Source organism: Flavobacterium sufflavum (assembly GCF_004016525.1).
GTDB lineage: Bacteria > Bacteroidota > Bacteroidia > Flavobacteriales > Flavobacteriaceae > Flavobacterium > Flavobacterium sufflavum.
In genome coordinates this window covers 274,126-300,513 of sequence record NZ_SACJ01000001.1, presented here as the reverse complement: position 1 = coordinate 300,513, position 26,388 = coordinate 274,126, and the positions used below count along the sequence as shown (strand labels likewise).

Annotated in this window: 20 protein-coding genes; 9 read left to right on the top strand and 11 right to left on the bottom strand. The window is 35.8% G+C overall.

The genetic code is table 11. The features are described 5' to 3' along the window. The first annotated feature begins 146 nt into the window (after positions 1-146). The 8 genes from EOD40_RS01065 to EOD40_RS01035 all read left to right on the top strand — a co-directional run bounded on the left by EOD40_RS01065 (position 147) and on the right by EOD40_RS01035 (position 14,357). Positions 147-2,546, top strand: coding sequence for a glycoside hydrolase family 31 protein (locus EOD40_RS01065; protein ID WP_128193048.1), 2,400 nt, complete (start codon positions 147-149; stop codon positions 2,544-2,546). 87 nt (positions 2,547-2,633) lie between these two features. Continuing rightward, positions 2,634-4,637, top strand: a complete 2,004-nt coding sequence (locus EOD40_RS01060; protein ID WP_128193047.1) for a glycoside hydrolase family 97 protein — start codon at positions 2,634-2,636, stop codon at positions 4,635-4,637. Between the two features lie 78 nt (positions 4,638-4,715). Further along, on the top strand, positions 4,716-6,305 hold the full coding sequence (locus EOD40_RS01055; protein ID WP_128193046.1) for a GH39 family glycosyl hydrolase: 1,590 nt from the start codon (positions 4,716-4,718) through the stop codon (positions 6,303-6,305). A gap of 28 nt (positions 6,306-6,333) precedes the next feature. Continuing rightward, positions 6,334-8,577 carry a glycoside hydrolase family 3 C-terminal domain-containing protein gene (locus EOD40_RS01050; RefSeq protein ID WP_128193045.1) on the top strand — a complete coding sequence of 748 codons (2,244 nt, stop codon included), beginning with the start codon at positions 6,334-6,336 and terminating at the stop codon, positions 8,575-8,577. Between the two features lie 74 nt (positions 8,578-8,651). Continuing rightward, positions 8,652-10,124 (top strand): beta-galactosidase, encoded by a 1,473-nt coding sequence (locus EOD40_RS01045; protein ID WP_196781402.1) that lies wholly within the window; start codon positions 8,652-8,654, stop codon positions 10,122-10,124. Positions 10,125-10,144: 20 nt separating this feature from the next. After that, complete coding sequence (locus tag EOD40_RS18310) at positions 10,145-10,738, top strand: beta-galactosidase trimerization domain-containing protein (protein WP_196781401.1); 594 nt, start codon at positions 10,145-10,147, stop codon at positions 10,736-10,738. A 52-nt stretch (positions 10,739-10,790) separates the two neighbouring features. Beyond that, positions 10,791-12,740, top strand: a complete 1,950-nt coding sequence (locus EOD40_RS01040) for a sialate O-acetylesterase (RefSeq protein WP_128193044.1) — start codon at positions 10,791-10,793, stop codon at positions 12,738-12,740. Positions 12,741-12,854: 114 nt separating this feature from the next. After that, complete coding sequence (locus EOD40_RS01035; RefSeq protein ID WP_231129552.1) at positions 12,855-14,357, top strand: family 43 glycosylhydrolase; 1,503 nt, start codon at positions 12,855-12,857, stop codon at positions 14,355-14,357. Between the two features lie 74 nt (positions 14,358-14,431). Here the strand turns inward: EOD40_RS01035 and EOD40_RS01030 are convergent, their stop codons facing one another. Next, a complete protein-coding gene (locus EOD40_RS01030; protein ID WP_128193043.1) occupies positions 14,432-15,301 on the bottom strand; it encodes an AraC family transcriptional regulator in 870 nt (289 codons plus the stop codon). 187 nt (positions 15,302-15,488) lie between these two features. Between EOD40_RS01030 and EOD40_RS01025 the strand changes: the two genes are divergently transcribed. Beyond that, a complete protein-coding gene (locus EOD40_RS01025) occupies positions 15,489-15,860 on the top strand; it encodes a hypothetical protein (RefSeq protein ID WP_128193042.1) in 372 nt (123 codons plus the stop codon). A gap of 169 nt (positions 15,861-16,029) precedes the next feature. On the opposite strand, the gene EOD40_RS01020 is transcribed toward EOD40_RS01025, so the two are convergent. The 10 genes from EOD40_RS01020 to EOD40_RS00975 form a co-directional block, all read right to left on the bottom strand. Continuing rightward, positions 16,030-17,022, bottom strand: a complete 993-nt coding sequence (locus EOD40_RS01020; RefSeq protein WP_128193041.1) for a Gfo/Idh/MocA family protein — start codon at positions 17,020-17,022, stop codon at positions 16,030-16,032. A gap of 11 nt (positions 17,023-17,033) precedes the next feature. Then, the gene (locus EOD40_RS01015) at positions 17,034-17,750 is read right to left on the bottom strand and encodes a DsbA family oxidoreductase (protein WP_128193040.1); all 717 of its coding nucleotides are present in this window, start codon (positions 17,748-17,750) and stop codon (positions 17,034-17,036) included. 177 nt (positions 17,751-17,927) lie between these two features. Then, a complete protein-coding gene (locus EOD40_RS01010) occupies positions 17,928-19,298 on the bottom strand; it encodes an NADH-quinone oxidoreductase subunit N (protein WP_128193039.1) in 1,371 nt (456 codons plus the stop codon). Positions 19,299-19,357: 59 nt separating this feature from the next. Continuing rightward, the gene (locus EOD40_RS01005) at positions 19,358-20,800 is read right to left on the bottom strand and encodes a complex I subunit 4 family protein (protein ID WP_128193038.1); all 1,443 of its coding nucleotides are present in this window, start codon (positions 20,798-20,800) and stop codon (positions 19,358-19,360) included. A 9-nt stretch (positions 20,801-20,809) separates the two neighbouring features. Next, on the bottom strand, positions 20,810-22,693 hold the full coding sequence (gene nuoL, locus EOD40_RS01000; protein WP_128193037.1) for an NADH-quinone oxidoreductase subunit L: 1,884 nt from the start codon (positions 22,691-22,693) through the stop codon (positions 20,810-20,812). 6 nt (positions 22,694-22,699) lie between these two features. After that, positions 22,700-23,020 (bottom strand): NADH-quinone oxidoreductase subunit NuoK, encoded by a 321-nt coding sequence (gene nuoK / locus EOD40_RS00995; RefSeq protein ID WP_128193036.1) that lies wholly within the window; start codon positions 23,018-23,020, stop codon positions 22,700-22,702. A gap of 1 nt (position 23,021) precedes the next feature. Next, entirely contained in the window at positions 23,022-23,561 is a 540-nt protein-coding gene (locus EOD40_RS00990; RefSeq protein ID WP_128193035.1) for an NADH-quinone oxidoreductase subunit J family protein, read from the bottom strand. Further along, the gene (locus EOD40_RS00985) at positions 23,562-24,107 is read right to left on the bottom strand and encodes a NuoI/complex I 23 kDa subunit family protein (RefSeq protein ID WP_164905430.1); all 546 of its coding nucleotides are present in this window, start codon (positions 24,105-24,107) and stop codon (positions 23,562-23,564) included. It lies immediately after the preceding gene. Positions 24,108-24,226: 119 nt separating this feature from the next. Continuing rightward, on the bottom strand, positions 24,227-25,279 hold the full coding sequence (nuoH, locus tag EOD40_RS00980) for an NADH-quinone oxidoreductase subunit NuoH (protein ID WP_128193033.1): 1,053 nt from the start codon (positions 25,277-25,279) through the stop codon (positions 24,227-24,229). A 3-nt stretch (positions 25,280-25,282) separates the two neighbouring features. Beyond that, on the bottom strand, positions 25,283-26,332 hold the full coding sequence (locus EOD40_RS00975) for a 2Fe-2S iron-sulfur cluster-binding protein (protein WP_128193032.1): 1,050 nt from the start codon (positions 26,330-26,332) through the stop codon (positions 25,283-25,285). Between the last annotated feature and the right edge of the window lie 56 nt (positions 26,333-26,388).

The window sequence follows — 26,388 nt, the reverse complement described above, 5'->3', positions numbered from 1 at the left end:
TGATGTCTTTATCCTAATTCAAGAGCTTCTAAATAAGCAGATAAATTAGAATTAGGGTTAAGTTTCAAAGAGCTGAAAAGTAATACTATATTTACATCAGTCAAATGATTCAATTAAAATAATAATAAATATAAATTTCCATAAAAATGAAGAAAACTCAAATAACGGCTCTATTTTCAATCTTTGTTTTTGGATTTCTAGCTATTCCAAAAGCAACAGCACAGATTCAAAATGCAGATGTGTTAAATGCGCCGATGGATATCAGTAAAGATTTCCAGAATTATCTCAATACGTTTTATTTTGCCGATGAGCTTACAGCCTTTGATCCCCAAACAGGAAAGGGTACAGTAAAATACCTCAGATACAATTACAAAACGCGTCAGGCTTTCAATAATATGATGATGAAACCTGATATGGAGAAAGCGAACGAATTTCCAGCTACTGAGTATGAGGTTTCTCCTGAATTGCCTTTCCAAATTCAGTTTGTTTCTGATCGTACGTTGAGAATTAAGACAACTTCAGGGCCACAATTTCGCCCTCAAAAAGAATCCTTGATGTTGGTTGACGGAGTAGCTCCGAATCACCCGGAATTATGGAAATATTCTAAAATAGAAGGCGGTTATAAATTTATCAGCAAACACGGTTCGGTCGAAATTCAAACGAAACCTTGGCACGTAAAAATTTATGACGAAAAAGGAAAATTGTTGACAGGAACCTTACATGATTCTGATTTTAAAAATACGTATACGCCAACACTTCCATTTTCTTATGTTCGTAGAAACAGCGATTATTCCAGAAGTATGGGAGCTGCTTTCAGTTTAGAACCTGACGAAAAAATATTTGGTTGCGGGGAATCATTCACACAATTCAATAAACGCGGTCAAAAGGTGGTTTTATGGACCGATGATGCCAATGGAATCCAAAATGAAACGATGTACAAACCCGTTCCCTTTTATATGAGCAGTCGTGGTTATGGGGTGTTCATGCATCATTCAACTCCTATCACCGTTGATTTTGGAAGATATTTTGGCAGCGCCAATGAAATGTATATTGGTGATGATGAAGCCGATTTGTTTTTCTTTATCGGAGAACCAAAAGAAATACTGGATGAATATACCAATTTGACCGGGAAAGCAGCCATGCCACCACTTTGGTCATTTGGTTTCTGGATGAGCCGTATCACCTATTTTTCTGAAAAAGAAGGGCGTGATGTAGCAAGAGATTTGCGTAAATATAAAATTCCAACCGATGTGATTCACTTTGATACCGGATGGTTTGATGTGGATTGGAGAAACAACTATGAGTTTGCAAAATCCCGTTTTCCTGATGCAGAAAAAATGATGTCGGATATGAAAGAGGATGGTTTCCATGTATGTTTATGGCAATTGCCTTATTTCACTCCGAAAAACACCTTGTTCAATGAAATCATGGATAAAAATCTGGCGGTAAGAGATAGAAAAGGAAATCTTCCTTATGAAGATGCAGTGCTGGATTTCTCGAACCCTGAAACGGTGACTTGGTATCAAAGTAAATTGAAACGTTTGTTCGATCAGGGGGTAAGTGTATTCAAAGTTGATTTTGGAGAAGCTGCACCGCCAGACGGAATTTACCATTCCGGACGTACGGGTTTCTATGAGCACAATTTATACCCTTTGCGTTACAACAAAGCGGTTGCCGAAATTACTCAAAAAGAAAAAGGATATACTTTAATCTGGGCCAGAAGTACCTGGGCTGGTAGCCAACGTTACCCATTACACTGGGGAGGTGATGCCGAAACAAGCAATGGTGCAATGTCGGCCGAATTAAGAGGGGGACTTTCATTAGGATTAAGCGGATTCAGTTTTTGGAGTCATGACGTAGGAGGATTTGCAACTAAATCTCCTGAAAATTTATACCGTAGATGGGCACCATTCGGAATGTTTACTTCACATGTGAGAAGTCATGGCGAACCTCCGCGCGAACCTTGGCTGTACAGCAAAGACTTTTTGGAAGGATTTAGAAACGCCGATAATATGCGTTACGAATTGATGCCGTATATCTACGCACAAGCCAAAGAAAGTTCCTCTAAAGGATTGCCTATGATGCGTGCCTTATTTGTAGAATATCCAAATGATCCGGGTGCCTGGTTGGTTGATAATGAATACTTATTTGGGTCTAGCATGTTAGTGGCTCCTTTATTTGAAGAAGTAACCGAAAGAGATGTCTATCTTCCTGAAGGAACCTGGATTGATTACCAAACCAAAAAAGTATACCAAGGCGGATGGCATAAAATTAAAGCAGGTGCTATTCCAATCGTGGTTTTGGTTAGAGATGGTTCAGCTATTCCTCACATTGCATTGGCACAATCTACAAAAGACATGGACTGGAGCAAATTAACATTAAAAGTATATGCTACAGATGCAACCACAACAGCTACTGCAAAAGTATTCTTGCCTGAAGGAGATGCAGTACAAACCATTACAGTTTCTAAAAAAGGAAACAATTTTGAAGTGGCTCCAAATGTATTAAACAGAAAAACCACTTTTAAAACGGAGTGGATAAAATAACAATTTGGTTAGTTTAAGTTGGGTCTTTTTAAATCGGATGCAGTTTAGCAGCGTCCGATTTATAAAAGGCGAATTAAGAAAAAAAACATGAAAAAATACCTTGTACTTCCCGCTGTACTGCTTTCAATCGCTATTGGATATAGTCAGAAAAATAAAAATGCTTATGAATTGGCTTCGCCAAACGGGCAAAACAAAATCAAATTTGAGTTAGTAAAAAATGCTCCAAAATATGCGGTATCACACGGAAAAACCGAAGTGATTACACCATCGGATATGGGATTTTTACTAAAAGGAAATGAAAATTTAAGTACTGATTTCGAAATCAAAAGTGTAAAAAACTCCACTTTCGATGAAACCTGGGAACAGCTTTGGGGAGAAAAGAAAAACATCAGAAACCACTACAATCAATTAGTAGTTGAATTACAGCAAAAAGGGAAAAACAAACGTAAACTGGAGATTCAGTTTCGTGCTTTCGATGATGGAGTTGCTTTTAGATATGTGTATCCAAAACAAAATGTAAAAGACAGTATTTTCATTATGGATGAAAAAACAACTTTTAACTTAAAAGAAGATGGAAAAGCGTGGTGGATTCCGGCAAACAGAGAAAACCGTGACGAATATCTTTTTAAAGATGCTCCTGTGAGTACGCTTGATACCGTTTTGACTCCGCTTACTATTGAAAGCAAAAGCGGATTAGCATTGAGTTTTCACGAAGCCAACTTGGTAGATTTTGCCAGTATGACTTTGGTAAATACAAGTGGAACGCAACTTAAATCTGATTTGGTGCCTTGGTCTGACGGTGTAAAAGTTCGCGTGAAAGATACGTTTACTTCTTCTTGGAGAACGATTCAAATTGGAGAAAAACCGGCAGATTTAATTACTTCTTATTTGATTTTGAATTTAAATGAACCAAATAAATTAAAAAACACAAGCTACTTCAAACCTTACAAATACTTTGGAATTTGGTGGGGAATGCACATCGGGAAATATACTTTTTGGGAAAGCGACAAGCAAGGCGCAACAACCAAACATGCCGAAGAATATATTGATTTTACTGCCAAAGAAGGATTTCATCATTTATTGATTGAAGGCTGGAACAAAGGCTGGACTCCTGCCTGGTATGAAAACAAAATGCATATGTTCAGTTTTACAAAAAGTGCCGACAATTTCGATTTAGAAAAAGTAGTAGAGTACGGAAACAAAAAAGGTGTCGCACTTATCGGTTACCACGAAACAGGTTCCAACTTAATTAACTATTTAAAAGAAGTTGACGAAGGTTTTGCATTGTATAAAAAACTGGGAATGCATTCGGTTAAAATTGGTCATGTAGGTTCTAAATTAAATATGAAGGAAATGCACTTTGGACAATTTGGAGTGAATTATTTCAGATATATTTTAGAAAAAGCAGCCGAGTATGATTTGGCCGTATTATACCACGAGTCCATAAAAGATACAGGGGAACGCCGTACTTTTCCAAATATGGTGTCGAGAGAAGCAGCACGTGGACAAGAATATAATGCCTGGAGCGAAGGAAATCCCCCGAATCACTTGACGATTATTCCGTTTACAAGATTGCTTTCAGGACCAATGGATTTTACACCTGGGATTTTTGATGTTGAGGTAAAACAAGGGTATCCCGGAAAAAGAGTGCACGGAACTGCGGCACAGCAATTGGCATTATATGTAACTATTTATGCTCCGATTCAGATGATGGCCGACCTTCCGGAAAATTACGAAGGAAAACCAGCTTTGCAATTCTTAAAAGATGTGCCAACAGATTGGGAAGATACTAAAGTATTAGAAGGAAAAATTGGGGAATACATCACCACAGCCCGTAAAGACAGAAACAGTGCCGATTGGTTTTTAGGAACTATTACCAATGAAAAAGCAAGAGATGTAAATGTTTCTTTATCATTCTTAGATTCAAATGCGACTTACGAAGCTCAGATTTATGCCGATGCAGCAGGAACTGATGAAACTCATAATCCATCAGAAGTAGCAATTTCGAAGAAAACGGTAAAAGCTTCCGACTCCTTACAATTACACCTTGGTGGAGCAGGAGGAACAGCAATCAGATTCAAAAAAATATAATTATGGATATTCAAACCCGAAAGGTTTTTAAAACCTTTCGGGTTTACTAACTCGACGATTTAAAAATATAATTTTCAGATGAAAAGAAATTTAAAAATACTGTTTGCCTTCATAAGTCTAATCAATATTAATTTGTTTGGACAAAATTCGAATGTAGTAAAATCTGAAAACAGAATTATAAAAGTCGATTATAATAAATCTGCGGGTAAGTTAAACACCATGTTCAAAGAATGTATTGGAGCAGGGAGAGCTAACGAAGGTTTGCGAGCCGATTGGCAGCAACAGTTAACCATGGTCAAAAAAGAATGTGATTTCAAATACATCCGAATGCATGGTTTGCTGACCGATGATATGGCTGTATATAGAGAAGATGAAAAAGGAAATCCAGAATACAATTTTCAATACATTGATGCTTTGTATGATTTTCTTTTGAGTATTAAAATGAAACCTTTTGTGGAGTTAGGCTTCATGCCATCAGCATTGGCAAGTGGTCCTGAAACTATTTTTTGGTGGAAAGGAAATGTCACTCCTCCTAAAGATTATAACAAATGGGAAGATTTAATTCGCAATCTGACTAAACATTTCACCGAGCGTTACGGTGCCGAAGAAGTGAAAACCTGGTATTTTGAGGTTTGGAACGAACCTAATTTATCGCCGGGTTTTTGGACAGGTACTCAGGAAGAATATTTTAAGTTGTATGAGTATACTACAAGAGCCATCAAAAGCGTGAATAAGGCTTATAAAGTGGGAGGTCCTGCCACAGCAGGAGCTGCTTGGGTTCCTGAAACAATTGAATTTTGTACAAAAAATAATGTTCCATTGGATTTTATATCAACCCATACCTATGGTGTAAAACAAGGTTATTTGGATGAATTTGGAACTTCGGGAACCATTTTGAGTAAAGACGATTCAAGTGTCAGTGGAGAGGTTATTAATTCGAGAAAGCAAATAGTAAATTCAGCGAAACCAAATCTCGAATTGCATTATACAGAGTGGAGCACATCGTATACACCGGCAGATCCCATTCACGATAGTTACCATTCTGCGGCTTATATTTTACAGAAATTAAAGCAAGTTGGAGGTCATGCAAACTCGATGTCGTATTGGGTTTTTACCGATATTTTTGAAGAACCGGGACCACGATTTACCCCTTTTCATGGAGGATTTGGATTGTTGAACACACAAGGGATTAAAAAGTCAGCTTATTTCTCTTATTATTTCATGAATAAATTGGGAGAAACAGAACTTCAAAATACAGATACGTCATCTTGGGCATGCAAAAATGCAAAAGGGGACACACAAATTCTTTTTTGGGATTTTACCAATACACATCCGGGAGACAAGGAACTCAATCAAACCTATTATGCACAAGTATTGCCTTCTCAGTCTAAAGGAAAAACCAAAATTGAAATTAATGGTTTAAAACAAGGAAAATATAAAGTCGAAGTATACAAAACTGCTTATAAAGTTAACGATGCTTATACGGCTTATTTAGAAATGCAAAAACCAAGTCAGCTTACCAAAGAACAAGTGAAAATCTTGAAAGAAAAAAGTACGGGAGATGCTGTCGAAAGCCAGATAGTACAAATAAATTCGGAAGGGAATTTTACCAAAGAATTTAATACTAACGAAAATGATGTTTTCTTGTTGAATCTTGTAAAACAATAAAATAGCTTAAAAATAAAAATATATAGAGATGAAAAATAGAATAGTGTATCTGTCGGCTTTTTTGGTATTTGTTGCCTTTTATTCTTATGAAAATAGAGCTCAAAGTACAAATAGTAATCAAGGAATTTCGGATGAAAGAGTTTATGAAGGAAAAGAAATCACCGATGCTAATGATGCTGAAATTGACAAGTTAATTTCGCAAATGACCTTGGAGGAAAAAATAGGGATGTTGCATGGAAATAGTATGTTTGCCAATGGTGGGGTAAAACGATTAGGTATTCCTGAATTAAAAATGGCAGATGGACCATTGGGTGTCCGTGAAGAAATTTCCCGAGATAGTTGGGCTCCTGCAGGATTGACAAATGATTTTGCAACCTATTATCCTGCCAGTGGTGCTTTAGCCGCTACCTGGAATACAGAGATGGCTTATACTTTTGGGAATAGTGTAGGGCAGGAACTGCGTGCCAGAGATAAGGATATGTTGCTTTCTCCGGCCATCAACATTGTCAGAACGCCACTGGGAGGAAGAACTTACGAATACATGACCGAAGATCCTTTCTTGAATAAAAAAATTGCGGTGCCCTTAGTTGTTGGTTTACAAGATAATGATGTCATAGCTTGTGTGAAGCACTTTGCTGCCAATAATCAGGAAACCAATCGTGATTTTGTTGATGTGCAAATTGATGAACGTACCCTTCATGAAATTTATTTACCAGCTTTTAAAGCAGTAATCACTGAGGCAAAAGCCTATAGCGTAATGGGAGCCTATAACAAGTTCAGAGGTGAGTATTTATGTGAAAACGATTATATGCTGAATAAAATATTGCGAGATGAATGGGGTTTCAAAGGTGTTGTCGTCTCTGATTGGGCTGCAGTGCATTCTACAGTAAAAACCTTGGAAAATGGTTTGGATATAGAGATGGGAACTCCAAAACCATTCAACGAATTTTTCTTGGCAGACAAATTAATTGCTGCCGCTAAAAAGGGAGAAATCTTAGAAAAAGAAATTAATATACATGTCAAAAGAATCTTGCGTACTTTATTTCAGGTAAAAGCAATGGGCGGAAAAGATCGTGTAAAAGGAAGTATTGCTACAGAAGCTCATTATCAAGATGCTTATAAAATTGCTGCAGAAGCGATAGTTTTATTGAAAAATGAGAATAATGCATTGCCTTTGAAATTGGATGGCGTAAAATCTATTGCAGTAATTGGAAATAATGCCACAAAGAAAAATGCTTTAGGAGGATTTGGAGCCGGAGTAAAAACGAAGAAAGAAATCACTCCTCTTGAAGGTCTGAAAAACAGATTGCCTTCTTCTATTAAAATTAATTATGCAGAGGGATATTTAGAGCGCTACGACGAGAAAAACAAAGGAAACTTAGGAAATATTACTTCAAACGGTCCAGTTACAATCGATCAATTAGATCCTGCAAAAGTTCAGGAAGCAGTTGAAGCAGCGAAAAACTCAGATGTTGCGATTATTTTTGCGGGTTCAAACCGTGATTATGAAACAGAAGCATCAGATCGTAGAAATCTGAAATTACCATTCGGACAAGAAGAATTAATTAAAAAAGTGTTAGCCGTAAATCCAAAAACAATTGTAGTAATGGTTGCTGGAGCGCCTTTTGAAATAGAAGAAATAAGTAAGAAAACGAAGGCTTTGGTGTGGAGTTGGTTTAATGGTTCCGAAGGAGGAAATGCTCTGGCTGATGTGTTATTAGGAAAAGTAAATCCATCAGGGAAATTACCTTGGACTATGCCTAAAGACATTATGGATTCTCCTGCCCATGCTACCAAAAGTTTTCCTGGAAATAAAACAGTTACTTATGCTGAAGGAATTTTAGTGGGTTATCGTTGGTTTGACACTAAAAATATTACGCCTTTATTTCCTTTCGGATACGGACTATCATACACCACTTTTGCTTTTGAAAATGTTAAAGCGGATAAAAAGGAATATCATAATGATGGTATAATTACAGTTTCTGTAGACGTTAAAAATACAGCTAAAGTTGACGGTAAAGAAGTGGTTCAATTGTATGTTTCGAAATCAGATTCAAAAATTCAACGTGCTGCCCAAGAGTTAAAAGGATTTAAAAAGGTATTGGTTAAAGCGGGCGAGAATCAAAAAATCACCATAAATGTTCCTGTGAAAGAATTAGCGTATTACAATGTTACTTCAAAAAAATGGGTTGTAGAACCGGGAAGTTATACGTTGAAACTAGGAACATCTTCGAGGGATATAAAGAAAGAAGTTGTTGTACTTATTAAGTAAAAAATAAAATAAAGAAGCTATGAAAGGAATAATTAAAAGTTGCCTGTGCTAACAGTCGATTTTAATACAAAAAGATGAAAAAAATATTTTACATAGGAGCATTGTTTTTATGGGTAATTAACATGGTGAATGCACAAGACAGTTCCCATTTTTTTTCAAAAAAAGATTTAATGACTTTTGGGATTTATTATTATCCGGAACATTGGGATTCGTCAGAATGGGAACGGGATATCAAAAACATATCAGATTTAGGATTTCAATTCATTCATATTGCCGAATTCTCCTGGATTGATATGGAGCCCGAAGAAGGGAAGTATGATTTTAAGTGGTTGGATACCGTTATTGGTTTAGCTACAAAATATCATTTGAAAGTTGTTTTAGGAACACCCACGTCTATTTCTCCAGTTTGGATGGGAATAAAATATCCGGAGATTTACCTTTTAAATTCCAATTATCAAAGAGCAGAGCATGGTACAAGAGGGGTGCAAAGCTTGTCTAATCCTGTTTGGAGAGATTTTTCTAAAAAAATCATCACACAAATGGGGCAACGATATGGTAATAATGCGGCGGTTATAGGTTGGCAATTGGATAATGAACCCGAAGGTAAGGAAGATTATAGTCCGTCCTCACAACTAGCTTTTCAAATTTGGCTTAAAAATAAATACCAAACCATTGCAGCGTTAAATAATGCCTGGGGAACTGCCTTTTGGAGCCAAACTTTCAGTGATTTTAGTCAGATTAAAATTTACAATGCCAATCTGGTAGGCTGGTGGGGAACCAATCCGCATGCACTCTTGGATTTCAAACGTTATACGGCTGATACACAGGCAGATTTTTTGGATTTTCAAGCGACAATACTTCGTTCTCTAGTTTCTAAAAATCAGTATGTTACGACTAATTATACGGCTATATCAGCTGGCGCAGATCCACGAAGAACCCATAAATTAGATTTTAATTCTTTTACATCTTACCCCAATAAAGGAAATGCTAATATTGGTGACAAAGGTTTTAGATTAGGCGATCCTAAAGAGCTTTCTTTTGCGTTGAGTTTTTTCAAACAAGAGCATACAAATGCCGGAATTATGGAGCTTCAGCCCGGTTATGTAAATTGGGGAGCCGTCAATCCTTTATTGGAACCGGGTACTGTGCGTATGTGGTTGTACCATTGTTTTGGAGGTAATTTATCCTTTGCCTGTTCGTATCGTTATCGTCAGATAAATTACAGTTCTGAACAATATCATGCAGGAATTATGAAACTTGACGGAGTAACGCTTTCGCAGGGTGGAAAAGAGTACCAACAGGCAATAAGTGAAATGAAAATTTTGCTAAAAGCTTACAATCCGGAAGCTAAAATACCTAATGAAATACAAGCTCGTAAAACGGCGCTGTTGTGGAATTATGATAATTATTGGAGCATGGGAAGGCAAGGCCAAACAACGCAGTGGAATACGTTGCCGTTTTTTCAGAAATATCTGGAAATGGCCAAATCGTTTGGAGCTCCGGTCGATATTGTATATGAAAATGATAATTTGAATGAATATAAGTAGTAATCGCTCCAGCATTTGAATTGGTTGATAAAGCTCTTATTGCTAAGTGGGAAAACTATGTAAAACAAGGAGGGAATTTAGTGTTAACGGTTCGGACAGGAGTCAAAGATCGCAACGGACATATTTTTAGATCTGCTTGGGGTGAAACAATTTCGCCTCTTATTGATGCTAAAATTGATAATTTCGACCATTTGCCTGCAAATGTTGAAGGTAAAATAACAGGTTTAGGCAAAACGTATTCTTGGAACAATTGGGCCGATTTAGTCGAAGCCAATCAAAATAAAAATGTTTTGGCGACTTATGCAGATCAGTTTTATGCAGGAAAAGCAGCAGTTGTTACCAATACCATTGGAAAAGGAACTGTTACATATATTGGTGTAGATACAGATGATGCCAGTTTAGAGCGTGATGTTCTGAGAAAAGTTTACGAACAGGCGGGAGCAACTACCGAAAATTATCCAGAAGGAGTTTATGTGCAATGGCGTGATGGATTTTGGATAGCGGTAAATTATTCATCAACGGACTATCAATTGGAAATTCCTCCGAAAGCTGAAATTCTTATTGGTAACGGTACTTTGAAGCCAGCAGGAGTTACCGTTTGGAAAGAGTGGTAATAGCCTTTTTGAGAATTACTGAAGGATTTTTGTATAATTTAAAATATTAAAAATGAAAAAAAATATAGTCTTTCTTTTTTTGATTTGTAGCCTGATTGCAAACGCTACTGTTCGAATGCCTTTGTTGTTTTCTGATGGGATGGTGTTGCAACGGAATAAGGCAATTCCGGTTTGGGGATGGGCAGATGCCAATGAAAAAGTAGTAGTTCATTTTAACAAGCAAACCAAAACTATCCAAGCCGATAAAAACGGGAAATGGATGGTAAATTTAGATTCGGAAAAAGCGGGTGGGCCTTTTGAGCTAACCATTACGGGGAAAAACAAAATTGTCATCAAAGATGTTTTGGTTGGAGAAGTATGGATTTGCAGCGGACAATCCAATATGGAATTTCAGATGTATAAATTGCCTGATTTCGAAACTCAAAAAGAGCAGGTAAATAACCCAATGATTCGTCATTTTGGAGTAGCCCAGGATTTAAGTGGTATGCCAAAAGAAGATTTAAAAGCAGGGAAATGGGCTGTTTGTAATAAAGAAAATGTTCGTGATTTTACGGCTGTAGGTTTCTTTTTTGCTAAAAAATTATATGCTGAATTAAAGATTCCTGTAGGGATTATCAATACTTCCTGGGGAGGAACTTGTGTAGAGACCTGGACAAGCCGTGAAGCATTCGAGAAAAGTGACGAATTCAAAGACATGATTGCAAATGTACCTCAGGTTGATATGGATTCGGTTTTTGAAATATACAAAAAATCACTTTTAGAGAATATACAAAAAATTCAAGGTTTTGAAGTAACTACGACTAACGAAAATCAATTTGCAACGTTGGATTTTAAGGATGCCAACTGGCCTGAAATAAAAGTGCCTTCATTGTGGGAAAACCAGCAAATTGGAAATATTGATGGGGTGGTTTGGATGCGAAAAACCATTGTTTTATCAGCGGAGCAAGCCAAAAAAGAGGCTGTTTTGCATTTGTCTAAAGTTGACGATGAAGATCAAACGTATGTTAACGGAGTTCAAGTGGGCACCAATAATATTTGGGAAGCCCAAAGAGTTTATAAAATTCCTGCCGGCGTATTAAAAGAAGGAACAAATGTAATAGCTGTTAAAATTACTGATTATTCAGGTGGTGGCGGTATTTACGGAGATCCTGCCGATTTGAAAATCGATTTCAAAGATGGTAATATCCCGCTGGAAGGACTTTGGAAATTTAATGTAGTGCAGCTAAAAATAGCTTTATCACCTAATAGTTATCCATCGTTATTGTATAATGCGATGGTAAATCCATTAATTCCGTATGCTTTTCAAGGTGTTTTATGGTATCAGGGAGAAGCTAATGTGACCAGAGCCAAACAATACAAAGTAGCATTTCCTTTGATGATTACTGATTGGAGAGCCAAATGGAACCAAGGCAATTTCCCTTTTTATTTTGTGCAATTGTCAACCTATGATGAGTTTGGCGGAAACAGTACAAAAGGAAGTCGTTGGGCCGAGCTTCGCGAAGCACAAACCCAAACGCTGAAATTGCCAAACACCGGAATGGCAGTAACTACAGATATTGGGAATGCCAAAGACATTCACCCAACCAACAAACAGGATGTTGGGCTTCGTTTGGCAGCGATTGCTTTAAATAATGTTTATGGTAAAAAAAGAGTGTACAGCGGACCAACTTTTAAATCTCAGGAAGTGAAAGGAAACCAAATCATCCTGACTTTCGATAACACAGGTTCTGGATTGACAACATCTGATAATACAGAAAACATAAAAGGATTTGAAATAGCAGGTGCTGACAAAGTTTTTCATTCCGCAAAAGCGATCATCAAAAACAATAAAGTAATCGTTTCCAGCGAAAATGTGCAAAATCCGGTTGCTATTCATTACGGTTGGGCAGATGATGATACAGAAATCAATTTGTACAACAAAGAAAAATTTCCGGCATCTCCTTTCAGGACTGATGATTGGGAAATGATTACGGCCAATGAGAAATATAAGGTCAGTAAATAATTTTTTATGCAATTTTAATTATGAAATCGCCATTAAAGCAAGTTTGCGCAATCAAACACCTATGATTAAAAAGGCGATAACATATGTTACCTCTGAAAAATATAATTTAAACATATGAAAAAAACAATTTTCTTATTCCTGTTTTTTCTGTCGTTTGTAATCAACGCACAGCAACAAAACAGCCAGCAAAATAATGAATCTTATAAGAACCCAATATTTGCAGGAGATTATCCGGATCCATCAATAATCAGAGATGGGGAGGATTACTATATTGTGCATTCCTCGTTCAATTATTATCCTGGATTATTGATTTGGACTTCCAAAGATTTGGTAAACTGGAAAGCTGTTACCCATGCACTAAAAAAAAGTGTAGGTTCGGTATGGGCTCCGGATTTAGTTAAATACAATAACAAATTTTATATTTATTTTCCCGCCAATGAAACCAATTATGTGGTGTGGGCTGATGCTATAAATGGTCCCTGGAGTGATCCTATAGATTTAAAAATTGGTAATATAGACCCTGGACATTTTGTTGATGAAAAGGGGAATCGATTCCTTTATTTTAGCAATGGAGGTTATGTGCCATTGTCTAAAGATGGTTTGTCTGTGGTTGGTGATATAAAGCATAGCTATGATGGTTGGAAAATACCAAGCGAATGGTCTATTGAGTGTTTTTGTATGGAAGGGCCGAAAGTTTTAAAGCGAGGGGATTATTATTATTTAACCGTTGCAGAAGGTGGAACCGCTGGTCCGGCTACAAGTCACATGGTAATATCTGCAAGATCAAAGTCTCCTTTGGGCCCATGGGAAAACTCACCTTATAATCCAATTATCAGAACAAATGATAGCTCCGAAAAATGGTGGTCGAAAGGTCATGCAACTTTGATTGATGATAGTAAAGGCAATTGGCGGATGGTTTTTCATGGTTATGAAAACGGTTATTACAATATGGGACGTCAGACACTCTTGCAGCCTATAGAATGGACTGCTGAAGGTTGGTTTAAAATGAAAGCAGCTACTAAGACGGAAGATGTACTAAAGAAACCTGTAGTCCAATCTGTGAAAAGTAATTTTACTCTTTCGGATACTTTTACAACTGCGGAACTTCAACCTCAATGGCAGTTTTATAATCAGTATGAGGCAGATAGAATTCAATTTTCTAAAAATGGATTAAAAATTAAAGCTAAAGGAAACAATGTTGGTGATAGTTCTCCATTATTGTGTACTCCTTCCGATCATTCTTATACGGCTGAAGTTGAAGTAGAAATGGAAGGGAATGCATCTGCAGGACTTATCCTGTTTTATGACAACAAAACGTATACTGGTATTATAGCCGATAAGGAAAATATTTCAGCCATACTTAGAGCGTGGCAGTTTCCAACTCAAAAAGGAGTTAATAAAAATCATTTATTTCTTCGTTTAGAAAAGAAAGAGCAGCTCGTTAATATGTTTTACAGTCTTAATGGGAAAGATTGGTTGAAAATTGAAAATTCGGCTGAGGTTTCATCATTTAACCATAATGCATTAAGCGGTTTTATGAGTTTAAAATTGGGTCTTTCTGCTGTTGGGAGTGGTCAGGTTATTTTTAGGAATTTCAGATATAATACTTTACCATAATCAGGAACTCTTTTTTAGAAATTTGAATCAAACAGAAAACTCACTTAAGGAAAGAAATAGAATTTAATGGGATGTTACTCCAAAAACGATTTTAATTCATGTCTATATTCTGAGGCATTTTTGCCGGTGAATTCCTTGAATGATTTATTAAAATGGCTGAAATTATTAAATCCGCTTTCAAATGCTATTGCCGATATGCTGATGGGTTTTTCGGCTAATAATTTACACGCATGAACCAGTCTGTAATCGTTTACAAATTTGGTGAATGTTTTATGGGTTATTTTTTTGAAATAACGACAAAATGAAGGCACGGTCATGCTTACCTTTTCGGCAATTTCTTCTAGTCGAATAGGCTCTTTAAAATTATCCTTTACATGGTTGAAAATGTAATTGATTCTCTCGTTATCCTGAACGTGCATTTCCATTCGAAAACCCTGGGCATTTAATACCGTGGCATCTTCGGTGGCTAATTCTAATTCGTTGAAGATTTCGATAATACTCAGCAAACGCTCAAACGGAGTTTGGTCTTCCATTTTTCCAATTTTCTTCCCAATTTTCCTTTTGGTTTTTCCACCAAAAGTAATTCCTGATTTGGCCTGTTGCAATAGGTTTTTAATATTGACCATTTCGGGAATGTTAAAGAAATGTTCTCCCAGGAAATCGGGTTTCATTTGGATTACAATTTCATTTTTATTTCCTGTTAGTTCGTCTGTAAAACCACAGTGCGGTAAATTACTGCCTATTAAAGTCAAATCGCCATTATTGTAGTAGGAAATATGACTTCCTACCTGGCGTTTTCCTGCTCCACCATTAACAAATATCAATTCAATTTCAGGATGATAATGCCAAAAATGAGAGTTGTAATTAATATCGTATTTGGTCAATGTGAATGAGCTTCCAAAAGAAGGCTCTATGATTTTAAGTGTTGGTAAGTTTGATTTCATTTTCTTTTCAATTTGGTTTGGCTATACTAAATTAACAAAAAAATATGTAATATTAACAATGTTTAATGATAACGTTTTAGTAAAAGGTAAAATAACATATTAATTGGAAAATCTACTATTCTTTTTAGATTAAGGCTTCCCATAACTTTGCACTATTAAATGATTATAAATCTAAAAAACATGTATTATGAAAAAGATTTTAAAAATTAGTTTAGTAGTAGGAGTAGTTTTATTAGCTATGAATGTGTATGCAGTGGCGGTTAATTTTTCATCACACAATAAATTTCGACAAGAAAAAATGATCTCATTCGATTTGGAAGATAAAGATCAAATGAAAATAAGTATTTATGATGCTGATGATAAGTTAATCCATAGCGAGAAGCTTGCGGTGAATGGTAAGGTTGTTAGAAGTTATGACTTGAATAACTTTAGTGATGGTTTGTATTATTTAGTTGAAGAGTCTAAAACTAAAATTATAAAATATGAAGTTTTAGTTTTGAATGATTCAGCAACAATAATGTCTGTTCCTCTTTCAGAAGTTGAAAAACCAGCTTTGTAGTATTGAAAGAGCTATTTTTTAATAATTATTTTGAAGAAAAAAGTTCGAATTTAATTTTTGGCACGAATTATGATAATAGATTAGTGGTTAGAAATTTGCTATTAGTTAGTAATTAATTAGTTTGTGTAGTGAAAAAAGAAAGTCCCGAAAATTCGGGACTTTTTTTATTTTATATATTTCCCATTATTTTATCCATAATCCAGCTGGTATGTGTAGCTGTTGCCCCGTTAGAAGGATGAATTCCCTGGTCAAATAGATGTTCTCTCATTTGCTGTACATGATGGAGTTGTACGTTTTCAGGATGTTCTATTTCAAGGGGGATAATTCCGTTTTCATTTGTTAGGATTATTGGGTTTTCATCGAATATTGAAAATTCGATTGTTCCCTGACTTCCATAAATAACCACTTTGTCTTCTCTTGTAGCACAACCAAAATTCCAGCTGCCTGTTCCTGTAACACCACTTTCATGTTGCCAGCAGGCAACTAAGGCATCTTTAGCAGAATATAAATCCTGCTGATTCAGGCTCATTCCCGAAACTTCTTTAATGTCTCCTAACAGATAATTGAATAAATCCAAACCATGACTGGCTAAATCATCAAAATAGCCTCCTTTGGCAACTTTAGCATCGGTGCGCCAATTGTACAATCCCGATAAATCTTGAGCAGAAGCTGGTTTACTCAAATGCCAGTTGATATGTCTTATTTGTCCAATGCTATTGGCTTCGAGCCATTTTTTTATTTGCTTAAAGCGGGGTAAAGAACGTCTGTAATAAGCGGTAAAAAGCGGAATGTTTTTAGTTTTGAAGGCATCATAAATGGCCTTGCTGTCTTCATAGCTTGGAGCCAATGGTTTTTCGATGCAGCATATTTTTCCGGCTTCGGCCACTTTTAATCCGTATAATTTATGTGAATCAGGAGGAGTTGCTATGTAAACAGCGTCAATTTCGGGGTCATTAATCAATGCATCAGCATCCGAATAGTATTTTTTTATACCATGTCTTTTAGCATAATCGGCTGCTTTTTCAGCATCTCTTCGCATTACGGCTACAATTTCGAAGCCTTCTGTTTTTTGATAAGCCGGACCACTTTTCTTTTCTGTTACATCTCCGCAACCTATAATTCCCCAACGAATAATTCTATTTTCTTTATTTATAGCACTCATTATTATTTCAATTAATTACAACCATCAATACCACAGCTATTTTCTGAAGTAGCGTTCAAGATAGTAATTTTTGATTCGAAATCTCCTTCTTCCCAAACTTTTTCCAGCGTTTTTACAAAGGTTTCCACATGCTGTGCTCCCGAAATAGCATATTTATTATCGAATATAAAAAACGGTACTCCCTGAACTCCTATCTTTTGTGCCGCAAGCATGTCCTGTTGCACTTCATCGGCGTAACTATTAGAATTAAGTACTTCGTCTATTTTGTTAGGATCAAGACCAGCCTGAATGCCTATTTGTTTTAGAGTTTCTTTATTATTTACATCTTCTCCATTTGTAAAATAAGCTTTAAAGAGCAATTCTTTTAGTTGAGAACCTAAGTTTTGTTTTTTTGCCAAATGCAATAAGCGATGTGCATGAAAAGAGTTTGCCATAACGGATTTCTCAAAATGAAATTCCAGTCCTGAATTAGCTGCATTTTGGGTCATGTTCTCTAAGGTTTCTATAGCCCAATCTTTATCTTTTCTATATTTTTCGGCAAGATGTTCCACTAAATTGTCGTCTTCTGAAGCTATGAAATTAGGATCTAGTTGGAAACTTTTCCACTCGATTTCAATGGTGTCTTGATGACCAAATTGGGTAATAGCATTTTCCAGCCTTCTTTTTCCTATATAACAAAACGGACACATGATATCCGACCAGATTTGTATTTTGAGTTTGTTTTCCATCTTTAATTTTTAAAGTGAATAAATTCATTTGTATATACAAATGTAATGAAATGCTTTTGGAAAAGATTGATTTTTATGTTTTTATTAGGAAAAGGAGATTGAAGAGAAATATTTGAAAATTAAAATAGCCATCAAAATGACTCTTGATGGCTATTGTATAATTTGTAATAAAGTTTTTTATCCTAACAAATCTAAAACAAAGGAAGGGAATAATCCTAAAGCGATATTTAAAACAATTGAAATAACTGCTACAGCATAGATAACTGCAGGAGTTGGAATTTTAGCTTCGTTTGGTTCTTTGGTATACATTGCCAAAATCAATTTAAAGTAGTAACCCACACTTATAATCGAATTGATTACAGCAACTATAACTAAGGCAATAAATCCAGCCTGAATAGTTTGATTGAATAAGAACAACTTAGCGAAGAAACCACTGAATATTGGAATACCGGCCATAGAAAGTAATGAAGCAGTTAAGATAGCCGCCATTAATGGATTGTTTTTCCCTAAACCTTGGAAATTAGTGATGTCTTCATTTTCTTTGGTTTTACATACATATAAAATTACGCTGAAAGCTGCGATTCCTGCTAAGGCATAAGCCGAAGTATAGTATAATAAAGTTCCTGAAGATTTGACTGTGCTTAATAAAGTCATCAACATGAATCCGGCATGTGAAATACCTGAAAATGCCAACATACGTTTTACATTTACCTGGCGTAAAGCCATGATATTTCCAACCGTCATCGAAGCAATTGATATAATTACAATTATTAATTGGAATGAAGGAGAAATATCAGCATTCATGGTTTTAACTAATTTGTATAAGGTAGCAATGGCTACTACTTTTGCCAACGTACTCATTAAAGCCGTAGTCAATGCAGGGGAACCTTCGTATACATCAGGTGCCCAGAAATGGAAAGGTACAGCTGCAATTTTGAAAAGCATTCCAATAAAAACCAAAACAATTCCAATTGGGAACCAAATTGGCAACTCGGCTGAACGTGATAATTCGCTAATTTCAGTAACGTCAAAACTTCCCATAGCACCGTAAATTAAACAGATACCAAAAAGGATAATTCCAGAAGCAAATGAACCCATCAGGAAATATTTCAATCCGGCTTCATTACTTTTAATGCTCAATCGGTTGCTTGACGCCAAAACATATAAGGCAATAGATAAGACTTCGATACCTAAAAAGAACATCGCTAAATTTCCAAAAGAAACCATGGCAACTGCTCCCGCCAACAAGAATATTTTTATGGCAACAAAATCGGAGATTTTAGTTTGATGATTTTCATAAAACTTATGACCTAAACTCACTAAGAAAATAGTTAGTATGATAAATAATGCTGAAAATGCAGACGAAAATTTACCTACAATAATCATGTTGTTGTAGTAGGCGTTAGGGCTATTAAATTCAGTAATATCTAATCCCAGTACAGCCAACAATCCAATAACGACAATTGGAATGATTGCCTTTCTGGCATCAAAAATTTCTAATATAAGGCATAAAATACCTAATCCTATTATTGCTATTAATGTGTTCATATTTTATTTAGTGATTCAGGATTTAAGATCAAAGCACTTAAATCTTTAGTGTGAATTTATTACTGAATTTTATTTATTGTTCTTAAAATCTGATCCAAACAAGGAGTGATTAGCTCATTAATTGGTCTTGGGTACAATCCAAAAAAGAATAAAACTGCAATTATAATAACCAAAACTAAAGTTTCATGGAAAGTTACATCTGCAAATACTTTTGCATTAGTTTCTCCAAGCATTACTTGTTGGTACATTTTCAACATATAATAAGCGCCTAAGATAATGGTTGTTCCTCCTAAAAGGGCAAACCATAGATTGATTTGTGAAAGACTGTATAAAACCGTGAATTCTCCAACAAAGTTAAAAGTAGTAGGCAAGGCTACAGATGCCAAAACCAAAATCATAAACATCGAAGCAAATTTTGGTGCTTGAGTTCGAATACCACCCATGTCGGCAATTACTCTGGTTTCGTATCTTCTATAAACAATTTCGGCAGCAAAGAATAATCCCACTACAACAAAACCGTGGGCAATCATTTGTAAAACCGCTCCGCGTAAACTGTCAATTGTTAGAGTGTAAGCTCCTGCAGCAATTAAGCCAACGTGTGCCAATGAAGAATAAGCCAATAATTTTTTCAAATCTTTTTGTCTTAAAGCCACAATCGAACCGTAGATTACTCCCGCAATTCCAAAACCAATCAATATAGGTAAATAAGTTCTTGCTGCAATAGGAGTTAATGGTAATTGCCAACGCAAAACGCTATACAATCCCATTTTTAGCATAATACCTGATAAAAGCATGGTTCCCACTGTTGGTGCTTTTTGGTACACTTTTGCCTGCCAGGTATGGAAAGGGATGATTGGAATTTTGATAGCATAAGCCAGGAAGAATGCCCAGAAAATCCAGAATTGTTCCATTCGGCTTAATTCCAATTTGTATAAATCCTGAATAAGGAAACTACCTGCTTTTTGGTATAAATAGACAAAAGCAATTAGCATGAATAAAGAACCTGCAAGAGTATAGATAAAGAATTTAACTACTGCTTTTTTACGTTCTTCGGTATCTCCATTCCCCCAAATCAAGGCAATGAAATAAATAGGAATTAATGATAATTCCCAGAAAATATAATATAAAAGACCATCAGATGCTAAGAATGTCCCAGACATAGCAAATGCCATAAACAGGATTAGTGCATAAAATGATTTAGCATTTTTATATTCGTTTCCAAAAGAAGAATAGATGATTAAAGGTGTCAATGCTGTAGTTAATAATAGCATGATTAGCGATAATCCATCGGCTGTTAACGAATAAGAAATTGAAGGATTGTTAATCCAAAATTTAAAACAACTGATGTTTTCACCTGCATTATAAATATTCAATAAAGCAATTGAAGTTCCTAAAGCGAATAAGCTGAATAATAGAGCCACTTTTGAAGCTAGTTTGTCACCGGCAAAATAAGTAGCAAATGAGCCAACAAGAAGTATAATTAATAGTACTGATACGTTCATGATATAAAATTATTGAGCTAAAAATAAATAAGTTACTATGCTGCAAAGTCCTAGAACAAATACAAACAAGTAAAAACCAATACTTCCGGTTTGTAATTTTTTCCCTTGGTAACTTAATTCGTTGGTTACTTTTCCTAATCCAAATACTGCAGCTGATAAGGCAGTTTCTACATAATCTCTAAAGAATCTGGACAAGCCGTTTACTGAATTTACGAAGATAGCATCATAGATTTCATCTACATAATATTTATTGTAAAGCACTTTGGCAAAGCCTGTAATTTCGGCATCTTCGGCAGGAACCTGATTTTGTTTGATGTATTTTATAAAAGCGATTGTAATTCCGATTAATCCGCCAATTACAGCAATGGCCATTAAAGTATATTCTGTTGTTCCAAAATGGTGTGCTTCGTGAACTTCTTTCGAAAATAAAGGTGCTAAATAGCCACTCAACCAGCTATTCGTTGGTAAACTAATTAAACCACCGATAGTTGCCAAAATTGCCAATACAATAAGTGGGAAAGTAATTAATGCCGGACTTTCGTGTAAATGGCTTTTTTGATGTTCTGTTCCTCTGAATTCTTTGAAGAAAGTCAGGTACAACAAACGGAACATATAGAAAGCAGTCATTAACGAAGCCAGAGAAGCAATAACCCACAGCACTATGTTGTGCTCAAAAGCAGTCATTAAAATTTCGTCTTTCGAGAAAAATCCTGAAAAAGGAGGGATTCCTGAAATAGCTAATGATGAAAGTAAGAAAGTAATAAAAGTGATTCCCATTACTTTTTTCAATCCACCCATTCTGCGCATATCCTGTTCTCCGTGTAAAGCGTGAATTACCGATCCTGAACCTAAGAACAAACAAGCTTTAAAGAAGGCATGAGTAATTACATGAAAAACAGCAATTTCATAAGCACCAAAACCTAAGGCCAAAAACATTAATCCCAATTGGGAAACCGTAGAATAAGCCAATACTTTTTTGATGTCGGTTTGAACCAAAGCAATTGTTGCAGCAACTAAAGACGTTACAGCTCCTACAATGGCAATGATGTTTTGTACTTCCAGTGCTAAATCAAATACAAAATTCAATCTTGTTACCATGAAAATACCGGCGGTAACCATCGTTGCAGCGTGAATTAATGCCGAAACCGGTGTAGGTCCAGCCATCGCATCAGGCAACCAGGTGTACAAAGGAATTTGTGCCGATTTACCACAAGCTCCAATAAACAATGCAAAAGCAGCAAGAGAAATCATCGTAATATCTAAATTACCAGATGTAGCAATAGCTGTTTTTAAAGTAGAATAATCTAAAGTTGAGAATAAAGAACCGATGATGAATATACCAATCAACAATCCTAAATCTCCAATTCTATTCATGATGAAAGCTTTTTTAGCAGCATCATTGTATTCCTGGTTTTTATGCCAGAATCCGATAAGCAGGTAAGAACAAAGTCCAACACCTTCCCATCCGATGAATAGTACCAATAAGTTGCTTCCGATAACTAATGCAACCATGAAGAAGATAAACAAATTCAGATAAGCAAAGAACTTGTGCATATTCTCATCATCATGCATGTAGCTGATAGAGTAGAGGTGAATTAAAGAACCAATTCCTGTTACAAAAAGCAACCACAAAATCGATAATTGGTCTAACAGGAAACCAAAATTCACACGGAAATTACTAATTTGAATCCAATTGAATAATTCAATTTGGATGGCTTCTTTGGTCTCGTTAATTTGAAGGAAAAAAACAACAGTAGCAACAAATGAAACTACAACTGTTAGTGTCCCAATAATTCCTGAAGCCGATTTTCCAATCTTTTTCCCAAAGAAAATATTAAATAAAAATCCTAAAAAAGGAGCTAATAATAAGAGTAAAGCTAAATTCGTATTCATTATCGTTTATCCTTTTAAGTTTTTTAAATTATTAATATCAATCGAACCTAAATTTCTATAAATCGATACCAAAATTGCTAAACCTACTGCAACTTCGGCAGCAGCCACAGCCATAGAGAAAAACACAAATACCTGCCCTTGTGCATCCTGATGATAGGTTGAAAATGCAACGAATAAAAGGTTTACCGCATTCAACATAATTTCTATCGACATAAATACGATGATGGCATTTCGTCTGTATAAAACTCCAAATACTCCAATACAAAAAAGTATTACAGAAAGGAAGATATAGTTCTCTATGCCTATTTCATTTAAAATATTTGTCATTTTATTTCTCCGTTTTTTCTTTTTTAGACAATAATACAACTCCAATCATCGCAGTTAAAAGCAAGATAGAAGCAAATTCAAAAGGAACCATGTATTCGTTTAGCAAAACACGTCCTAAAACTTTAATCGATTGGTAATCCTCACCAGTTGCAATGTATTCTCCCGCTATGGGTTTTGAATTGATAAATACCAAAATCAAAACAATACAGATTAAACAAAAGGAAACTATAGCTCCTAATCGGGTTATACGGGGTTTATGAACTTCATTTTGCTTATTCAAATTCATCAACATGATCGTGAAAAGGAACAAAATCATAATCGCACCTGAGTACACTATAACGTGAACAATAGCTAAAAACTGAGAGTTCAATAGCAGGTAATGACCGGCTATAGAGAAAAAGCTAATAACCAGGTAAAGCGCACTATGAATAGGATTTCTACTAAAGATGGCTAAGAAAGCGGTAATTACAGTGATAAACGCTAAGAAACAAAATATAATTTGTACAGTTGATGCGTGTGCAAAATCAGGAATATGTATCATTTAGTTAGCCTTTTTAAGTTCAGTATTCTTGATAGCCATTTCTAAAGGCATCACTAATTTATCTTTTCCAAAAATAAAATCTTCTCTTTCATAACTCGAAGGAACCAATAGTTTTGAAGTAGTCAAATAAATCGCATCTTTTGGACAGGCCTCTTCGCACAATCCGCAAAAAATACAACGCAACATATTAATCTCATATATTTCGGCATATTTCTCCTCGCGATACAAATGCTTTTCGTTAGGCTTACGCTCGGCAGCTTTCATCGTGATGGCTTCGGCAGGACAAGACAAAGCACATAAACCGCAAGCAGTACAGTTTTCTCTACCTTGTTCGTCACGCTTCAACATGTGTTGCCCGCGATAGACAGGACTCATGGTACGCACTTGCTCCGGATACTGGATGGTAACCTTTCTTGAAAACAGGTGTTTTAGTGTAATGATTAATCCTTTTACAATCGCAACAAGATACAAACGCTCTAAAAAAGTCATCTCTTTATTAGAGACTTGTTTTTTTCTTCCCGATAAGGATATGGTTTCTATTGACATCTTTATTTTATTTTTTATTTGAAGCTAATCCTGCTATTCGTTTCAATCTTTTAAGTTTTTAAAGAAAAAACTTAAAAGGATTTCCACTGCTATCAGGGCTAGGGCTAATCTTTGCTAATTTAAAATCCCAGAAAAATTGCTATTTCGTGTCTCAAAATTACAATTCCTGTAATCATGATATTTACAATTGATAATGGGATTAATATTCTCCATCCTAAATTCATCAATTGATCGTATCTGAATCTTGGAATCGTCCATCTTACCCACATATAGAAAAAGATGAAGAAACATATTTTTGCAAATAAAACTCCAATTCCTATTACGTTTGCCAAATTTACCCCCACGTTTTCTACCATCCAACTCATTCCCGGATAATTATAACCACCAAAGAATAAAACCGCAATAATGGTAGAAGAGATAAACATATTAGCATATTCAGCAAATAAGTAGAATCCCATTTTCATAGAAGAATATTCGGTATGATAGCCACCAATTAATTCACTTTCGCATTCCGCTAAGTCAAAAGGCGTTCTGTTAGTTTCTGCAAATGCACAAATCAAGAAAATCAAAAATGAAAGTGGTTGGTAAAACACATTCCAGTGCATTCCTGATTGTTGCAAACTAATTTCTCTTAAGCTTAAAGTTCCTGTCATCATCAACAAAGCAATCATTGACAATCCCATGGCTACTTCATAAGAAACCATTTGCGAAGCCGCACGAACCGCTCCCATCAAAGAGAACTTATTGTTTGAAGCCCATCCACCAATCATGATTCCGTAAACACCTACCGAAATAACTCCAAAAACATACAATAAAGCTACGTCAATATCGGCTGCTTGCAGGATGATATCTCTTCCAAAAAGATGAAAATGATCTCCCCACGGAATTACTGCACTCGTCATTAAAGCCGTACTCATCGCTACAGCCGGGCCTACAAAGAATAAAAATCTATTTGGTGTATCAGGCTCAAATTCTTCTTTCGAAAATAATTTTAAACCATCAGCAAGTGGTTGTAAAATACCGCCTTTTCCAGCTCTGTTAGGACCTATACGGTCTTGTAGCCAGGCTGCAATTTTTCTTTCTGCAAGTGTAGAATACATTGCCATAACCATCGTAATGGCAAAGACAACCAGAATGATAACACTTTTTTCTATAATAATTGTATTGTCCATTTTTTATAGATTACCATTTTTAAATTCTTCTTGCTCTTCTTTATCCAACGGGATAGCAGTCATACTGATTTTCTTACGGTCTTGCTCTCTTCCTTTTAGAATTCCTTCTTCAGTAGCAATATGAACCGTCTCTAATTTTTGAGTATAGTTATTTTGATTAATAACTGAATCTTTGTCAAATTTTCTTGGTCCTTCAATTACCCAGTCAGCAGGATCTTTATGGTCAAAACGACATTCGTTACAAATAAAATCTTCTACTTCATGGTATTGATCTTTACGTCCGGTAACTCTTTGGATTTCGTCTCCAAACATCCAAACAGTAGTTTTTCCACAACATCCCGGAGTAGTACATTCTCTGTGTGCATTGTACGGTTTGTTGAACCAAACTCTCGATTTGAAACGGAAAGTTTTATCAGTCAAAGCTCCTACAGGACATACATCAATCATATTTCCTGAGAATTCGTTGTCAATAGCTTTCGAAATACAAGTCGAAATATTAGCGTGATCGCCACGGTCTAAAACACCGTGAACTCTCTTATCCGTCAATTGATCAGCTACTTGTACACAACGTTGGCATAAAATACAACGATTCATGTGTAATTGAATATTTGGACCAATATCTTCCGGTTCAAATGTTCTTTTTTCTTCTATAAAACGTGTTTTAGATTTTCCGTGTTCAAAACTTAAATCCTGTAAATCACATTCTCCAGCTTGGTCGCAAATAGGGCAATCCAGCGGGTGATTAATTAATAAAAACTCAGTAACCGATTGACGCGCTTCACGCACTCTATCTGAATTTTTACTGTTGATTTCCATACCATCCATACATCCTGTTACACAAGATGCCATTAATTTTGGCATTGGTCTAGGATCGGCATCGCTACCTTTGGCAACCTCCACTAAACAACAACGGCATTTTCCACCGCTTCCTTTTAGTTTAGAATAATAGCACATCGCAGGCGGAACTGATTCTCCTCCTATCATACGAGCCGCTTGCAAGATGGTTGTTCCTGCTTCAACTTCAATTTCTTGACCGTCTATTGTTACTTTCATCGTAATTTTATTTGTATGTTTAAAGTGTAAGGCGGTATCCGACACAAAAACTCTAA

Bases quoted from the DNA above. Each gene is read 5' to 3' on its own strand.
- nuoK (WP_128193036.1), bottom strand. From the start codon at position 23,020: ATGACAAATATTTTAAATGAAATAGGCATAGAGAACTATATCTTCCTT.
- EOD40_RS00975 (WP_128193032.1), bottom strand. From the start codon at position 26,332: ATGAAAGTAACAATAGACGGTCAAGAAATTGAAGTTGAAGCAGGAACA.
- EOD40_RS01035 (WP_231129552.1), top strand. From the start codon at position 12,855: ATGAAAAAAACAATTTTCTTATTCCTGTTTTTTCTGTCGTTTGTAATC.
- EOD40_RS01050 (WP_128193045.1), top strand. From the start codon at position 6,334: ATGAAAAATAGAATAGTGTATCTGTCGGCTTTTTTGGTATTTGTTGCC.
- EOD40_RS01030 (WP_128193043.1), bottom strand. From the start codon at position 15,301: ATGAAATCAAACTTACCAACACTTAAAATCATAGAGCCTTCTTTTGGA.
- nuoL (WP_128193037.1), bottom strand. From the start codon at position 22,693: ATGAATACGAATTTAGCTTTACTCTTATTATTAGCTCCTTTTTTAGGA.
- EOD40_RS01040 (WP_128193044.1), top strand. From the start codon at position 10,791: ATGAAAAAAAATATAGTCTTTCTTTTTTTGATTTGTAGCCTGATTGCA.
- EOD40_RS00985 (WP_164905430.1), bottom strand. From the start codon at position 24,107: ATGTCAATAGAAACCATATCCTTATCGGGAAGAAAAAAACAAGTCTCT.
- EOD40_RS01015 (WP_128193040.1), bottom strand. From the start codon at position 17,750: ATGGAAAACAAACTCAAAATACAAATCTGGTCGGATATCATGTGTCCG.
- EOD40_RS01055 (WP_128193046.1), top strand. From the start codon at position 4,716: ATGAAAAGAAATTTAAAAATACTGTTTGCCTTCATAAGTCTAATCAAT.
- EOD40_RS01010 (WP_128193039.1), bottom strand. From the start codon at position 19,298: ATGAACACATTAATAGCAATAATAGGATTAGGTATTTTATGCCTTATA.
- nuoH (WP_128193033.1), bottom strand. From the start codon at position 25,279: ATGGACAATACAATTATTATAGAAAAAAGTGTTATCATTCTGGTTGTC.
- EOD40_RS01020 (WP_128193041.1), bottom strand. From the start codon at position 17,022: ATGAGTGCTATAAATAAAGAAAATAGAATTATTCGTTGGGGAATTATA.
- EOD40_RS01060 (WP_128193047.1), top strand. From the start codon at position 2,634: ATGAAAAAATACCTTGTACTTCCCGCTGTACTGCTTTCAATCGCTATT.
- EOD40_RS01065 (WP_128193048.1), top strand. From the start codon at position 147: ATGAAGAAAACTCAAATAACGGCTCTATTTTCAATCTTTGTTTTTGGA.
- EOD40_RS01005 (WP_128193038.1), bottom strand. From the start codon at position 20,800: ATGAACGTATCAGTACTATTAATTATACTTCTTGTTGGCTCATTTGCT.
- EOD40_RS00990 (WP_128193035.1), bottom strand. From the start codon at position 23,561: ATGATACATATTCCTGATTTTGCACACGCATCAACTGTACAAATTATA.
- EOD40_RS01045 (WP_196781402.1), top strand. From the start codon at position 8,652: ATGAAAAAAATATTTTACATAGGAGCATTGTTTTTATGGGTAATTAAC.
- EOD40_RS01025 (WP_128193042.1), top strand. From the start codon at position 15,489: ATGAAAAAGATTTTAAAAATTAGTTTAGTAGTAGGAGTAGTTTTATTA.